Source organism: Hyphomicrobium sp. (genome assembly GCF_019744875.1).
GTDB lineage: Bacteria > Pseudomonadota > Alphaproteobacteria > Rhizobiales > Hyphomicrobiaceae > Hyphomicrobium_C.
Genome location: NZ_JAIETU010000003.1, coordinates 397865 through 412132 on the forward strand (window position 1 = coordinate 397865; position 14268 = coordinate 412132).

Annotated in this window: 12 protein-coding genes and 1 other RNA gene; 9 read left to right on the plus strand and 4 right to left on the minus strand. The window is 65.7% G+C overall.

Features of this window, described 5'->3' with window-relative positions; genetic code table 11:
* Nucleotides 1-200 precede the first annotated feature (200 nt).
* Together K2Y42_RS08770 and gap are read right to left on the minus strand one after the other, a co-directional pair.
* Nucleotides 201-851 (minus strand): outer membrane beta-barrel protein, encoded by a 651-nt coding sequence (locus tag K2Y42_RS08770; protein WP_291151163.1) that lies wholly within the window; start codon nt 849-851, stop codon nt 201-203.
* A gap of 221 nt (nt 852-1072) precedes the next feature.
* Nucleotides 1073-2080: a type I glyceraldehyde-3-phosphate dehydrogenase gene (gene gap / locus K2Y42_RS08775; RefSeq protein WP_291151167.1), complete on the minus strand. Its 1008-nt coding sequence runs from the start codon at nt 2078-2080 to the stop codon at nt 1073-1075.
* Between the two features lie 284 nt (nt 2081-2364).
* Between gap and K2Y42_RS08780 the strand changes: the two genes are divergently transcribed.
* From K2Y42_RS08780 to K2Y42_RS08805, 6 genes are all read left to right on the plus strand, one after another.
* Entirely contained in the window at nt 2365-2619 is a 255-nt protein-coding gene (locus tag K2Y42_RS08780) for a DUF4164 family protein (RefSeq protein WP_291151170.1), read from the plus strand.
* Between the two features lie 34 nt (nt 2620-2653).
* Nucleotides 2654-2817, plus strand: a non-coding RNA gene (gene ssrS / locus K2Y42_RS08785) — 6S RNA.
* Between the two features lie 87 nt (nt 2818-2904).
* Nucleotides 2905-3486, plus strand: a complete 582-nt coding sequence (locus K2Y42_RS08790; RefSeq protein ID WP_291151173.1) for a 5-formyltetrahydrofolate cyclo-ligase — start codon at nt 2905-2907, stop codon at nt 3484-3486.
* 124 nt (nt 3487-3610) lie between these two features.
* Entirely contained in the window at nt 3611-4435 is an 825-nt protein-coding gene (locus K2Y42_RS08795) for a TIGR00282 family metallophosphoesterase (RefSeq protein WP_291151175.1), read from the plus strand.
* A gap of 364 nt (nt 4436-4799) precedes the next feature.
* Nucleotides 4800-5549 carry a YebC/PmpR family DNA-binding transcriptional regulator gene (locus K2Y42_RS08800; protein ID WP_291151177.1) on the plus strand — a complete coding sequence of 250 codons (750 nt, stop codon included), beginning with the start codon at nt 4800-4802 and terminating at the stop codon, nt 5547-5549.
* A 51-nt stretch (nt 5550-5600) separates the two neighbouring features.
* A complete protein-coding gene (locus tag K2Y42_RS08805; protein ID WP_291151179.1) occupies nt 5601-6635 on the plus strand; it encodes a class I fructose-bisphosphate aldolase in 1035 nt (344 codons plus the stop codon).
* A 350-nt stretch (nt 6636-6985) separates the two neighbouring features.
* On the opposite strand, the gene K2Y42_RS08810 is transcribed toward K2Y42_RS08805, so the two are convergent.
* A complete protein-coding gene (locus K2Y42_RS08810) occupies nt 6986-9337 on the minus strand; it encodes a L,D-transpeptidase family protein (RefSeq protein WP_291151181.1) in 2352 nt (783 codons plus the stop codon).
* A gap of 445 nt (nt 9338-9782) precedes the next feature.
* Here K2Y42_RS08810 and K2Y42_RS08815 point away from each other — a divergent pair, with 445 nt between their 5' ends.
* The 3 genes from K2Y42_RS08815 to K2Y42_RS08825 all read left to right on the plus strand — a co-directional run bounded on the left by K2Y42_RS08815 (nt 9783) and on the right by K2Y42_RS08825 (nt 12403).
* Entirely contained in the window at nt 9783-10436 is a 654-nt protein-coding gene (locus K2Y42_RS08815; RefSeq protein WP_291151184.1) for a thiamine phosphate synthase, read from the plus strand.
* The gene (locus tag K2Y42_RS08820) at nt 10433-11443 is read left to right on the plus strand and encodes a tetratricopeptide repeat protein (RefSeq protein WP_291151187.1); all 1011 of its coding nucleotides are present in this window, start codon (nt 10433-10435) and stop codon (nt 11441-11443) included. Before K2Y42_RS08815 ends, K2Y42_RS08820 begins: the two co-directional genes overlap by 4 nt.
* Before the next feature lie 171 nt (nt 11444-11614).
* Nucleotides 11615-12403, plus strand: coding sequence for an inositol monophosphatase family protein (locus K2Y42_RS08825; protein WP_291151190.1), 789 nt, complete (start codon nt 11615-11617; stop codon nt 12401-12403).
* A gap of 289 nt (nt 12404-12692) precedes the next feature.
* Here the strand turns inward: K2Y42_RS08825 and trpE are convergent, their stop codons facing one another.
* Nucleotides 12693-14255, minus strand: coding sequence for an anthranilate synthase component I (trpE, locus tag K2Y42_RS08830; protein ID WP_291151192.1), 1563 nt, complete (start codon nt 14253-14255; stop codon nt 12693-12695).
* Between the last annotated feature and the right edge of the window lie 13 nt (nt 14256-14268).

Here is a 14268-nt window from a genome sequence, read left to right on the forward strand (position 1 = left end):
AAGGTCGGCCCGCAACTCGATGAGGGGAAATCGAATTATTCCGGCATCGCCGAAGATTTTTAGCCCAGCCCGGCGCGGCCGCCCTTGCCGCCGGCGTCACCGGACGGCACCGCCCGAAATCAATCAGTGGACGCCCAAAACGGCGAGAACGCGCGAGCTACAGCGCCGGACGCGGCCAACGCGCACCGTTCGTGGAGCGGTCAGAATCCGTAGCTGATACCGCCGCGCACCGTGTGAATCTCAACGTTGTCAGCACGGTGATCGTAACCGAGGCTGGAGACGACGCTGCCGAAATCGATGAACTGATATTCCGCGCGCGCCCGCCAATCCCCGAAGACGGCGTATTCGATGCCGCCGCCCACCGTCCATCCGACGAGGGCGTTCGAGTTGGCCAACTTCAGCGTCAGATCCTTCTTCTCGATCTCACCCACGGCCAGACCCGCAGTCGCGAACAGAAGCGCGCTCCCGTAGGCATAGCCCAGCCGCGCCCTGACGGTGCCGAAGTGGGCCATCTCAAGCTCGTTGACGAGGCCCGCAAACTTGCTGTCGTTGCCCGACAACGAGGCCCAGGTCAGATCGCCCTCGATGCCGTAGGCGAGCGGCCCACGCTGCCACAGATACCCGGCATAAACACCTCCCGCTGCGCTGTCATAGGAGATATCGCCGTCGCGCCGCCATTCGGGAAAATTAATGTTGCGCCACGAGTTTTTGGTCTCGCCCGAGGCCGACCCTGCGTGCGCGCCGACGTACGCCCCGTTCCAGTCGTAGATGCCTCCTTTGAGAAGGTCAGACCCACGAACGTCGCCTGCAGATGCGGCGATCATGAACGCGATGGCGAGTGCTTTGCGCATGTTGGTCCCCAAGGATGCTCTGCAAAAAAGCGAGCGTGGACGCAAACAAGCCTCGGAAAACAATCATTCGAGCGCGTTAAAATGAAGTTACTGGGCGCAGGGCCAAAAGCGGTCTCATGCGCCGCCGCCGGCACGCCGCAGCAAGCGCGCTGTCGATAAGAAAAAGCCCAGCCTTGTCGCAAGGCTGGGCCGGATCGTCAGAGAAACCTGGGCCGCGTCGCTTAGAGCAGCTTGCCCATCGCAACAGCCGTGTCGGCCATGCGGTTCGAGAAACCCCACTCGTTGTCGTACCAGGAGAGAACGCGCACCAGCGTGCCGTCCATCACCTTGGTCTGATCGAGGTGGAAGATCGAAGAGCGGGCATCGTGGTTGAAGTCGATCGACACGTTCGCCTGATCGGTCACGCCGAGAATGCCCTTGAGCTGCTGCTCGGACGCAGCCTTGATCGCTGCGTTGATCTCGTCCTTCGTCGTCTCGTGCTTGGCGACGAACTTGAGATCGACAACGGAAACGTTCGGCGTCGGCACGCGGATGGCCGAGCCGTCGAGCTTGCCGTTCAGCTCCGGCAGCACGAGGCCGACCGCCTTCGCCGCGCCCGTCGAGGTCGGGATCATCGACAGCGCAGCGGCGCGCCCGCGATAAAGATCCTTGTGCATCGTGTCGAGCGTCGGCTGGTCGCCGGTGTAGCTGTGAATGGTCGTCATGAAGCCCTTTTCGATGCCGACCAGCTCGTGCAGCACCTTGGCAACCGGCGCGAGGCAGTTGGTCGTGCACGAGGCGTTCGAGACGACGATATGATCCTTCGTCAGCTTGTCGTGGTTGACGCCGTAGACCACCGTCAGGTCGGCGTTGTCGGCCGGCGCCGAGACGAGCACGCGCTTGGCGCCCGCCGTGAGATGCGCCGAGGCCTTCTCCTTGCTCGTGAAGATGCCGGTGCACTCGAGCGCGATCTCGACGCCGAGTTCCTTGTGCGGCAGCTCGGCCGGATTCTTGACGGCCGTCACCTTGATCGGACCGCGTCCGAGATCGATGGTGTCGCCCTTGACGATCACATCGCCCGGAAAGCGACCGTGCACGCTGTCGAAGCGCAACAGATGCGCGTTCGTTTCGACAGGACCGAGATCGTTGATGGCCACGACCTCGATGTCGGTCCGGCCCGACTCATAGATCGCGCGCAGCACGTTGCGGCCGATGCGGCCAAATCCGTTGATCGCGACCTTGAGTGCCATAAACGTCCTCCAGACGGAAAAGATGGGGTTTTCTTTGGATCGGCGGCCGGAAAGACAAAGTGCCGTAGCCGCGGAGCGGCGCCATTAAGTTGAGCACGCCATCGCCTGTCAATCCTCCGTCCGGCCACACCCTGCCGCAGGCTCAGGCAGGAACGGCCATAACCCCACAGGTATTCCTCGTTTTATTTCGCTCCGCTCGGGTGATTTCTTGCGCTGATAGATGAGATTACATATTGTGCGCTCATACCCCACGACACGTCCGCAAGGAGGATGCAATTCAACCGATGGCCCAGCGGACGAGAGAGAAGGCGAAACGTCCCTCAGGACGCGTGAAAGAGCCGTCGCCCTCGGTAACCGGCCTCCCGGAACGGGCGGACGCACGGCTCAAGGCGGTCGAAAAAGAGCGCGACTCACTCAAGTCTGAGCTCGACGCCGCCAAACAGCGCATCGCCGCCCTCGAGGAAAGCCGCAACGTCGTCGCCCAACGCATCGACTGGGTCATCGAGTCACTCAACGGCGTGGTCGATAAGCCGGGCTGAGCCCTCGCTTTTCCGCCCCCGAGCGCCTATGTTAGCCGCGCTGCGGGGTTCGTCAGGAACAACTGAATCTCCAGGGCCTATAAGATCTGCCTGGGAGCTGTCCCTGGCCGGGACCGTGGTCCCGGACATATGGCGCCCACCTTACATTTGTAGGGACCCGGCGAGATCAACCGTTCCAACGGCCACCGCGGCACTTTCTTTCATGCCCAACTCGCTCGACAGCCGTTGGCGCAATCTCTCATCTGACGATCCGCAAACGCATGTCCCGCGAGTGAAGCCGTTCCGTTGACAGTCATCGACGACCTCAAAAAAGAGATGCGCCGGGCAGCGAAAACGGCGCGCCGCGCAGCGTTCGAGACACGCGGAGCAGCCGCCTCCCGCGAGATCGCCGGCCACGGCATCGCCTTCGCGGGCCGCCCCCCGCCGCTGATCGTCTCGGGCTTCCTCTCCATCGGCGACGAGATCGACGCTACACCGCTGATGCAGCGGTTGATCGACGAAGGCTATCGCCTGTGCCTCCCCGTCATGGAAGGCAAAGGCAAATCACTCGTTTTCCGCGCGTGGTCGCCGGGCGATCCGCTGGCCGAGACGACCTGGAGCATCCGCGAAGCGCTCCCCTCGGCCGAGGTGCTCGACCCGGACATCGTGCTCGGCCCGCTGCTCGCGTTCGACGGCGCGGGCTACCGGCTCGGCTATGGCGGCGGCTTCTACGACCGCACGCTGGCGCGCCTCAGGGCCATCAAGCCCATCGTCTCGATCGGCATCGCCTTCGACGAGCAGAGGGTCGACGCCGTCCCCCATGCGGATTATGACGAACCGCTCGACTGGATCCTGACGCCGTCGGGCGCGATGAAGTGCCCGGCATGACGAAAGCAAGAATGATCTCTCAGGTCGCAAAACGCCCCCCCACGAACGGTATGCCGTTCCCCTCCCCCTTGTGGGGAGGGGTTACCGAAGGCCGCCGTTCAGCGCCTCAGAGTGAGGCCATCTGATGCGCCTGCTTTTTCTGGGCGACATCGTGGGGCGCGCGGGCCGCAAGGCAGCCATTGAGGCGATCCCGCGCCTGCGCAAGCGCTACAATCTCGACTTCCTGGTCATCAACGGCGAGAACGCCGCCGGCGGCTTCGGCATCACCGAAAGCATCCACCTTGAGCTGATCGACGCGGGCGCCGACGCCGTCACCCTCGGCAATCACGCCTTCGACCAGAAGGACACGCTGGTCTACATCCAGCGCCAGGAGCGCCTGATCCGCCCGATCAATTTCCCGCCCGGCACGCCCGGCCGCGGCGCAGCCCTCCTCAAGGCGCGCAACGGCGCCGACGTGCTCGTCATCAACGCCATGGGCCGCGTGTTCATGACCGAGATCGACTGCCCGTTCCGCGCCATCGACCGCGAAATCACCGCCTGCGGGCTGAAATCCGGCGCCGACGCCATCCTGGTCGACTTCCACGCCGAAGCGACGAGCGAGAAGCAGGCCCTCGGCCACTTCGTCGACGGCCGCGTGAGCGTCGTCGTGGGCACCCACACGCACACGCCCACCAGCGACGAGCGCATCCTGAACGGCGGCACGGCCTACATGTCGGACGCCGGCATGTGCGGCGATTACAATTCCGTGCTCGGCATGGAGACCGACGAGCCGATCAACCGCTTCCTGACCCGCCTGCCGCGCGAGCGCTTCGAGCCCGCCGTCGGTCCCGCCACCGTCTCCGGCCTCGCCGTCGAAACGGACGACCGCACGGGCCTCGCCGTGCGCGTCAAAAGTTTGCGGCTCGGTGGCGTTTTGGAGCCGACCGAGCCGCTATTTTGGGTCGAGTGAGAGAGAGAGAGATTGTGGCAACCACGTGAGGAGGGGCGGGACCCGCCCTCAGTGCATCGGTGAGCTTGCTCACCCTGGACCGCGATTGGGCAGAAGCGGCGTCGGACGCAAGGCTAGTTGATTCTGCCCCGTCCATCGAGAGCGGGCGCGAAATAACGCCTGTTTGCGGCCCCAGGAGTGCTTCCGGAAAAGTGGGACCCGGTTTTTCGAGAAGAAGCACGACCAATCAAAAGTCTGGAGCCGTTCCACAGGGTCCAGCAAAACCAGAACGGCTCCAGGGGGGTTGACCGGGGCCGGACGGCCGATCATTAAGTCGGACGCACCACGCCCGGGGCACCCCTGGGCCCTAAGTCCGGGACCGCACATGGCTGGCCATTCAGCATTCAAGAACATCATGCACAAGAAGGGCCGCAAGGATGCGGCCCGCGCCAAGGTGTTCACCAAGATCGCGCGCGAAATCACCGTTGCCGCCAAATCCGGCTCTCCCGATCCTTCCATGAACCCGCGCCTCCGCCTCGCCATCCAGAGCGCGCGCGCCGAGAACATGCCGAAGGACAACATCGAGCGCGCCATCAAGAAGGCCCAGGGCGGCGACAGCGAAGCGTATGAAGCGATCCGCTACGAAGGCTATGCGCCGGGCGGCGTCGCCGTCATCGCCGAAGCCCTCACCGACAATCGCAACCGCACCGGCGGCGCCGTACGCGCGGCCTTCACGAAAAACGGCGGAAACCTTGCTGCCACCGGCGCCGTTGCTCACATGTTCGAGCACGTCGGCGAGATCCGCTTCAAGGCCGCCGCCGGCACACCCGACGCGGTATTGGAAGCCGCCATCGACGCAGGCGCCGACGACGCGTCTTCCGATGCCACGGGCCACGTCGTCATGTGCGCCTTCGACAGCCTCGGCACCATCGCCGCCGTGCTGGAAGAAAAACTCGGCGAGCCCGAGAGCGTCCGCGCCATCTGGAAGCCCAACCTTTCGACTGAGGTCGACGAGGACAACGCCCAGAGCATCATGAAGCTGATCGCAGCCCTCGAAGACGACGACGACGTCCAGAACGTGTTCGCCAACTTCGAGGTCTCGGAAGACGTCCTGAAAAAACTTACGGCCGCCTGAGGCAGAGCTGCCCGGCCCGATCCTGAACCCTGTAACCGAAGCGAGAGACCCATGACCGAGAAGCTCGAAGACATCGCCCAAGCCATGGTCGCACCCGGCAAGGGCATCCTGGCCGCCGACGAAAGCTCGGCCACCATCAAGAAGCGCTTCGACTCGATCTCGGTGACGTCGACCGAGGACACCCGCCGCGACTATCGCGAGATGCTGTTCCGCTCGTCGGACGCCATGAAGAACTACATCTCCGGCGTCATCCTCTATGACGAGACGATCCGCCAGAAGGCCAAGGACGGCACGAGCCTCGTGGACGTGATGCGCGCCGCCGGCTCCATCCCCGGCATCAAGGTCGACACGGGCGCCAAGCCGCTCTCGGGCCCGACCTCCAAGATCGAAACCGTCACCGAGGGTCTCGACGGCCTGCGCGAGCGCCTGGCCGAGTATTACAAGCTCGGCGCGCGCTTCGCCAAATGGCGCGGCGTCATCACCATCGCCGATGGCCTGCCGACCTGGAACTGCGTCAAGGCCAACGCCCACGCCCTCGCCCGCTACGCCAGCCTCTGCCAGGAAGCCGGCATCGTCCCCATCGTCGAGCCCGAAGTGCTGATGGACGGCGCACACGCATCGCACGACATCGACGAATGCTACCGCGTCACGGAATGGACGCTCCGCACCGTGTTCCGCGAGCTCTATGACGCCCGCGTCTCCCTCGAAGGCATGGTGCTGAAGCCGAACATGGTCATCGCCGGCCAGAAGAGCGCCCGCCAGGCGTCGCCTGAGGAAGTCGCCGACAAGACGCTGCGCTGCCTCAAGGCAACCGTCCCCGCGTCGGTGCCCGGCATCGCCTTCCTCTCCGGCGGCCAGTCCGACGAGGCGGCTACCCAGCATCTGTCCCTGATGAACGCCTCAGGCCCTCTGCCGTGGGCGCTTACGTTCTCCTACGGCCGCGCGCTGCAGGCCGCAGCCCTCAGCGCCTGGAGCGGCAAGACTGAGAACGTCGCCGCCGGCCAGCGCGCCTTCGCCCACCGCGCCCGCATGAACAGCCTCGCCGCGCTCGGCAAGTGGGATCAGAAGCAGGAAAAGGCGGCCTGATCGCCGCCATCGCACACTGAGAATTGAGGACGGCGGGTCGCAAGGCCCGCCGTCTTTTTTGTGCGCGCAAAGCAACACGCGAGGCGTGACGCTTTCGAATTCAGCGCCCCACACGGAACAAACCCAAGCCGACGCCGTTATCTCGGAAATCCAATCGGTTAGCCTTCGGCCCGCTGCGGTCGAAGGTGAGCGGCAAGGCGCGACGAGCCCCCCTCGTTGCGCCTTGACTGCGTGAAGGCATGCCCGCTTGGCCATGACGGCTTGAGCACGCCCTCGCTCCACACGGCGCAAAAGAAAGCGCGCGCGAACCGAAATGCTCGCGCGCGCCCTGTCGAACGATTGTCGGACGATCAGTTCAGCCAGAAGCCCGAGATGGCATCGGCGAGCGTATCCGGCGCCTGATTGACCTTCTTCTTGCGCTTGTTGGAGGCCGGCTGCTGCTTGCCGTTTTCAGCGACCGGAGTGTACTCCTCCGCCCCTGTCGACGACGACATCTCGACGACCGGATCGAGCCGCAGCGTCCGCCCCGTCAGCGCGGCCGAAAGCTTTCCGTCATGGCCGTAGATGTCGGCATACGACGAAACCTTCCCGCTCTCATCGGCAACAGCCGTGAAGTAGGTCATGTGAACCGGGATCTTGTGGTCGAGATGGACCTCGCCCCCGCCCGCGATCGCGTTGGCCACCTGCTGGTCGTTGTAGCCGTTGCCCTCGGCGAGCATGACCGCTGCAAACCCTTTCGGGTTCTGCACGCGGATGCAGCCGTGCGACAGCGCGCGGTTGGCCTGCGCGAACAGCGGCCGCTCGATGGTGTCGTGCATGTAGACGTCGTGCTTGTTCGGGAAGCGGAACTTCACGATGCCCAGCGGGTTCTTGCCGCCCGGCGGCTGCACGAAGCTGTAGTTGCGCACGTCGGCGGTAGACCAGTTGACGCTGTCCGGATCGATCTTCTTGCCGCCGCGGTAGACGTCGAGACCGTGCGCGCGGATGGCCGCGCCACCGCCGCCGCCGCCGCCGAACAGCGAGGAGAAGAAGTCGCCGCCACCGGCCGCCCGAAGGCGCGGCTGCAGCTCGCGCATCTTGATTCCGTCCGGCATGCCCCACGACGGATTGAAGCCGACGAATTCCATGTCCGCAGAGAACACCGGCGTCGCCCACGCAGGCAGGCCGACGATGATGCGCTCCTTGAAGATGATTTCGTTGCCCTTGTAGACGCGCGTCATGAACTCCGGAATGTTGTTCTGCACGTAGACCTTGCCCATGTCCTCGGGCAGCCAGCGCCAGCGCTCCATGTTGAGCACGAGGCGCAAGGTGTTGGTCTCGGGATCGGGCGCCTTGTGCGAATCCACCTCGCGGTTGAGCGACACGCGCGTCGCGCCTGAAAGCTGGCCCGTCGCCTTGATGCCGCGCTCGACCTGGAACGCCTTGAGCGCAAGCTCCAGCTTTTCGTCGAACATCGTGTCCGGCGTTCCGGCTTCAGCCGTCACCTTGAGACGCTGACGCAGCAACGCCACTTCCGGCGCGTCCACGCCCTTCTTCAGCGTCACCTTGGTGGAAGGAAGATTGATCTTCAGCGCCGGATCGACTTCCACTTCGGGCTTCGACGGTCCGCGCGCGGCCAGCAGCGCCTTACGCAGGTTCTTGAACCCTGCGTGCTGCGGATGCAGGCCCTGCAGATAGGTATCCGGCGACGAGGACGCCGCGAGATCGGTGAGCACGACGTTCGGATCCTTGATCGTCGGCGTCATGTCGAGAATGCGGCTCAGCGACTGCGGATTGACCCGCCCGCCGCGCGCGAAACGCGCATACTTCAAAAATTGCAGCGTCAGCTTGCCTTCGGCTTCCGCGAGCGCTTCCGGCGTCGTACCGCCGGCCGAGGGAAGATCGAACGCGGCCGCTGAAAGGCCCCACTCGTCGGCCCGGCGCACTTCGTCCATGGCGCTCTTGGCGCGGGCGTTGAAGCCGGTGCTGTCGACCCAGACCGGGCCTCCCGTGCGCGCCGTGTAGAACGCGACGGCAGCCGCTACGTCATCCTTGTTGACGCCCTGCGCGTTGCTTCCGAGCCAGGTCCGCGTTGCCAGAACGACGGGATCGACAATCGGCGCAGCCGGTGCCGCCGCGGCGGCGGGAGCGGCAGGAGCAGCTTGCGCGGCGGCCGGCGGCGTCGCGGGCGGCGTCGTCGCTGCCGCCGCCGGAGGAGGCGTAGAGGCTGCAGCCGCCGGAGGCGTCGCAGCGTCCGGTGCAGGAGTGGCTGCAGCGGCGGGCGGAGCGGTCTGCGCCTCGGACGCTGCGGGAGCGGCCTGCGCCGCCGGAGGCGTCGCAGCCGGAGGTGTTGTCGCGCTCGGCGCAGCAGGCGCTGCGGTCGCGGGCGATGTAGGCGTCACTGCGTTTGCGACCGCGGGCGCGGCGCTCGGCGGTGTCGCCTGAGAGGAAGGCGCGGCAGCGGCAGGCGTGCTCGGAGAGGCGGATGGCGACGCGTTCGTCTGTTGCGGCGGCAGAGTACCCGTTGTCGTCGCGGTTGTTGTGGTCGGGGCTGTCGTCGCAGCGGCCGTCGTCGCAGCAGACTGCGCCGAAGGCTCCGTTGGCGTCGTGCCGGAAGGAGCCGCACCGGACGGTGTTTCCGCGCCCGCCTGGGCCGCGCCCAGCGCCAACATCAGACACGCCGCTGAAATCTTACTCGTATGCGGGAAGGCAATTCTGAGCATCAAATCGGCTCCGTCAAAGCAAAACGCGCACCCCTGTCTCGGACATCGAGCAAGTCAAACCAGCCAGACGCGTGACGACTCAAGAAACACGTGAAGACAGAGCATGGCTATTTCATGCCCGGTCATAAGCTTATCGCGACCGATACTCCGGATCCCGCCCCGCTTCCGTCGTGGCAAACCCCGAAGGTGTGATCGCCTTTCAGCCGGTGGCGCATCTGCGGCGCCCATCGGCAAACAGCAACGGATCGCCGCGGCGCATCTGCGCCGCCGCCCGTTAACTCTAGATTCGCCCACGACAATACCTAGAATGCGCCTATCGGGATAGGCGTAAGACCTCGTAGGCAATCCTCTCCCGTGCAATGTGGACCGCGGCACCGGAACTCTTTTCCGCCCGAATTGGGACCGATACGCTCGCGCGACCGCCAGAGATTGAAAAAATCGAACCATGACAAGACATCCGACCTCCCCAGGCCTGTGCCTCGCGGCTGAAGTCCACGCCGGACCTGAATGGCTGGCCCGCGTCGAGGCCGCGCTCGAGGCCACCCACGCCGCAACCCTCATTCTCGACGGCGTGGACGGCGCCGCAGTCGATGCGGATGCCGCACGCCCCCTCGTACAGATGGCCCAGCGCAGGAACGTCGCCGCCCTCGTCGTGGACGACTGGCGCACCGCGCGTGCCGTCGGCGCAGATGGTGTTCACCTCACGCCCCGCGCCAACATCGACGAAGCCTACCGCGCCGCGCGCGCCGGTCTCGATGAGGGATCCATCGTCGGCGCCGATGGAGGCACCTCGCGCCACGACGCAATGATGCTCGGTGAAGCCGGCGCCGACTACGTCGCCTTCGGGCCGACGGACAGCGAAGGAGAAGATTCGCAGGCAGCCCTCGTTGGCTGGTGGTCCGAGTTGTTTGTCGTGCCCGTCGTCGCCGTCGGCATTGAAACCGCCGAGGACGCCGCAGACATGGCCGCCGAAGCGCCGGACTTCATCGCCATCCGCCTGCCCCATCCCGGCGACGCAAAGCCCGTCTCGGAGTGGGCCGCCGAAATCCTGAGCGCGATCTCTTCCGCTCCGGTCTCCGCCGCAGGAGCGCCCGCGTGAAGCAGCTTCATCTGGCCATTCTGGGCGGCGTCGGGCTCCTGCTCGGCGTGGCGGGCGGACTGGCCGCCACCGGTATGCTGACGCCTTATCTTCCGAAATTTCTGTCGCAGCCTGCGCCCTCTAAGTCCCCCGAGCTCGCGAGCGAGCCCAAGGATCTGCCGCAGTCCGACGAAACGGCCTACATCGCCTTCGACCAGGGCCGCTATCTCACGGCCCTCGAACTGGCCGAGAAGGACGCGGCACGCAACGACCCCCAGGCCCACACTCTGATCGGACGCATCTACGCCGATGGCCTCGGCGTGCCCAAGGACGACGCCACGGCCGCGCGCTGGTACGCCCGCGCCGCCGAGCTTGGCGATATGCCGGGCATGCTGGCCCTCGGCACCATGCTCGCCGAAGGCCGCGGTGTCGCAAAGGATATGAACCTCGCTGCCGAGATGTTCGAGAAGGCGGCCGCGACCGGCGATCCGCTCGCCAATTACAATCTCGGCCTCATGTTCCTGCGCGGCAGCGGCAAACCTGAGAACCCTTACCGCGCGGCCATGCACCTCCGGTACGCAGCCGAAAAAGGCATCGCCGCCGCGCAGTACGATCTCGCAGCCCTCTATCTCGACGGCCGCGGCGTCCCCAACGACGCCCTCGAAGCCGCCCGCTGGAGTTCCAAGGCTGCCGCCCAGGGGCTACCCGCCGCCGAATACGACTATGCCGTGATGCTGCTGCGCGGCCGCGGCCTGACCAGCGACAAGGACAAGGCGATTCCCTACTTGCGCTCCTCGGCCGAAAAGGGCGTCGCGGGCGCCCAGAACCGCCTGGCGCACGTTTACATGGAAGGCGTCGGCGTCGAGGCGAGCCCCATCGAAGCCGCCAAATGGCGCTTGATCGCCAAGGCCGCGGGCGTCACCGACGACAAGCTCGACGTGTTTGTCGCGGCCCTCCCCGACGCCGACCGCACCAAGGCCGAAGCAGCCGCCTTCGAGTGGCGCGAGAAGAAGCAAGTGATGCCGTAGATCTTTGGCCGTGATACCTCGGCCGGGGCCCCCTCGCCTGCGGCAGTAACCACGCAGAGCTTGAAAAGAGTTGACGGACACGCCTGAACCCGGCATGGCCACCCGACCCTGGCCGCCATCCCGCCTTGGCGATGTTCCCCGCAGCCGATTGTCGTTGAGATCCCGCCGCTCATGCCAGCCTCCGCATTGATGAACGTCATGATTTCGGCCGCCCGCAAGGCTGGCCGCTCCCTCGCGCGCGATTTCGGCGAGGTCGAGCAGCTTCAGGTGTCCATCAAGGGCCCGGCCAACTTCGTCAGCGCCGCCGACCACAAGGCCGAGGACATCATCTACAAGGAGCTCGCCAAGGCGCGCCCCGGCTACGGCTTCCTGATGGAAGAGCGCGGCGAGCTCAGGGGCGACGACGAGACCCACCGCTGGATCGTCGATCCGCTCGACGGCACGACCAACTTCCTGCACGGCATCCCGCATTTCGCGATCTCGATCGGCCTCGAACGCGAGGGCGTCATGGTGGCGGGCGTCGTCTACAATCCCGCGACCGACGAGCTATTCACCGCCGAGAAGGGCAAAGGCGCGTTTCTGAACGATCGCCGCCGCCTGCGCGTTGCGGGCCGCAAGACGCTGGCCGACGCCGTCGTGGTCACAGGCATTCCCCATCGCGGCCGTCCCGGCCATCCGAAGTTCCTGGACGAGATGAAGTCCGTCATGATGGAAGTGGCGGGCCTGCGCCGCTCGGGCTCGGCAGCGCTCGACATGGCCTACGTCGCGGCCGGCCGTTACGACGGCTACTGGGAGCGCAATCTCAAGGCGTGGGATCTCGCGGCCGGCATCGTGCTGGTGCGTGAAGCGGGCGGCCTCGTGACCGACGTCACGGGCGGCGACGACGTGTTGACCCGCGGCAATGTCCTCGCCGGCAACAACTACATCACCAAAGCGCTCACGCCGCTGCTGGCGCTGTAGAGTCTGATCGTTCGAGATGCGAGCGATCACGCTAGCATCGTGGACGTGCATCAAACGCTGATCAAGAAAATCACGCCAACAACAAGAGCGCCGCTACTTGCTCCTGTCATCCTAGGCCTTGTGCCTAGGATCCATGTCGCCGCCTGGACGAACAGCGAGGGAATAGCTGACCTCCAGGAACCTTCATCCCTTCTCCCGAATGGAAGACTGGATCCTCGGGACAAGCCCGAGGACGACAGTGGAGGCCCGAAGCCACACCACGCCTCGCGCGCAATGACGCGCTGTCGCCTCAACGGCCCTTCCCAGCGCCGCCCTTGCTCCCGCGCGAGGCGAACCGCACGGCCTCCTCGGCTGCGCGCACGATCGCCTTGGCCTTATTGATGCATTCCTGCTGCTCTTTTTCCGGCACGCTGTCGAACACGATGCCGGCGCCCGCCTGCACGATGAGCTTGCCGTCCTTGACGAGCGCGGTGCGCAGCACGATGCACGTGTCCATCTCGCCGTCCGCCGTGAAATAGCCGACGCAGCCCGCGTACGGCCCGCGCTTGGCCTTCTCCAGCCCGTCGATGATCTCCATCGCCCGCACCTTGGGCGCACCCGAAACCGTGCCGGCCGGAAAGCCCGCCATCAGCGCGTCGATCGCATCGCTCTTGCCCGCGAGCTTGCCGACCACGTTCGAGACGATGTGCATGACGTGGCTGTAGCGCTCGATGACGAACCGCGCCGTCACGTTGACGGATCCCACCTCCGCCACGCGCCCCACGTCGTTGCGCCCGAGGTCGAGCAGCATGAGATGCTCGGACCGCTCCTTGGGATCGGCCAGCAGCGCTTCGCCCAGCGCCTTGTCCTCGGCCTCCGTCGCCCCGCGCGGCGCCGTGCCCGCGATCGGCCGGATCGTCACCTCGCCGTCGCGCAGGCGCACGAGAATTTCCGGGCTCGATCCCACCAGCGCGAATGACCCGAGATCGAGATGAAACAGGAACGGCGACGGGTTCGTGCGCCTGAGCGCCCGGTAGAGCGCGAACGGCGGCAGAGTGAACGGCGCCGTGAAGCGCTGCGACAGCACCACCTGGAAGATGTCGCCGGCGCGAATGAACTCCTTGGCCTTGTCGACCATGCCCATGAACTCGCGCGCCGTCGTGTTGGAGCGCGGCTCCGGCTGCGCGAGCTTCTTGGACGTGAGCGCGCCCGCATGCGGCAACTGATTGTCGAGCGCCGCCACCACGCCCTTGATGCGCTTCAGCGCCGCCTTGTAGGCCTTGTCCGCATCCGCCTTGGCGTCGGGCCGCACCGGCGTGACGATACTGATCTCGTCCTTCACGGAATCGAAGATCACGATCACGGTCGGGCGCATCATGACGGCATCGGGCACGCCGAGCTCGTCCGGATTGGCCTCGGGCAGCTTCTCGATCAGGCGTACGGTATCGTAGCCCATGTAGCCGAACACGCCGGCGGCCATCGGCGGCAGATCGGCCGGCAGGTCGAGACGCGATTCAGCGAGAAACTCCCGCAACGACGCCAGCGTCGGTTTTGCTTCGGCCGTAAACTTTTTCGGCTTGGCAATCGGCGCGCGGTTGATCTCGGCCGCTTCGCCGTTGGCACGCCACACGGCATCCGGTTCGAGCCCGATGACGGAGTAGCGCCCGCGCGAGGCGCCGCCCTCGACGGACTCGAGCAGGAACGAGAACGGCTTGCCGAAGGCGAGCTTCAGATAGACCGAAACGGGGGTCTCGAGGTCCGCGACCAGCCGCGTCCACACCACTTGCGGATCGCCGGCGCGATAGCGCTTCGCGAACGCGTCGCGCGTCGGCAGCGCCTCGATGGTCGCCCCTCGTTGCGAGAGCGTGCTCACGTGTTGGCGCTCC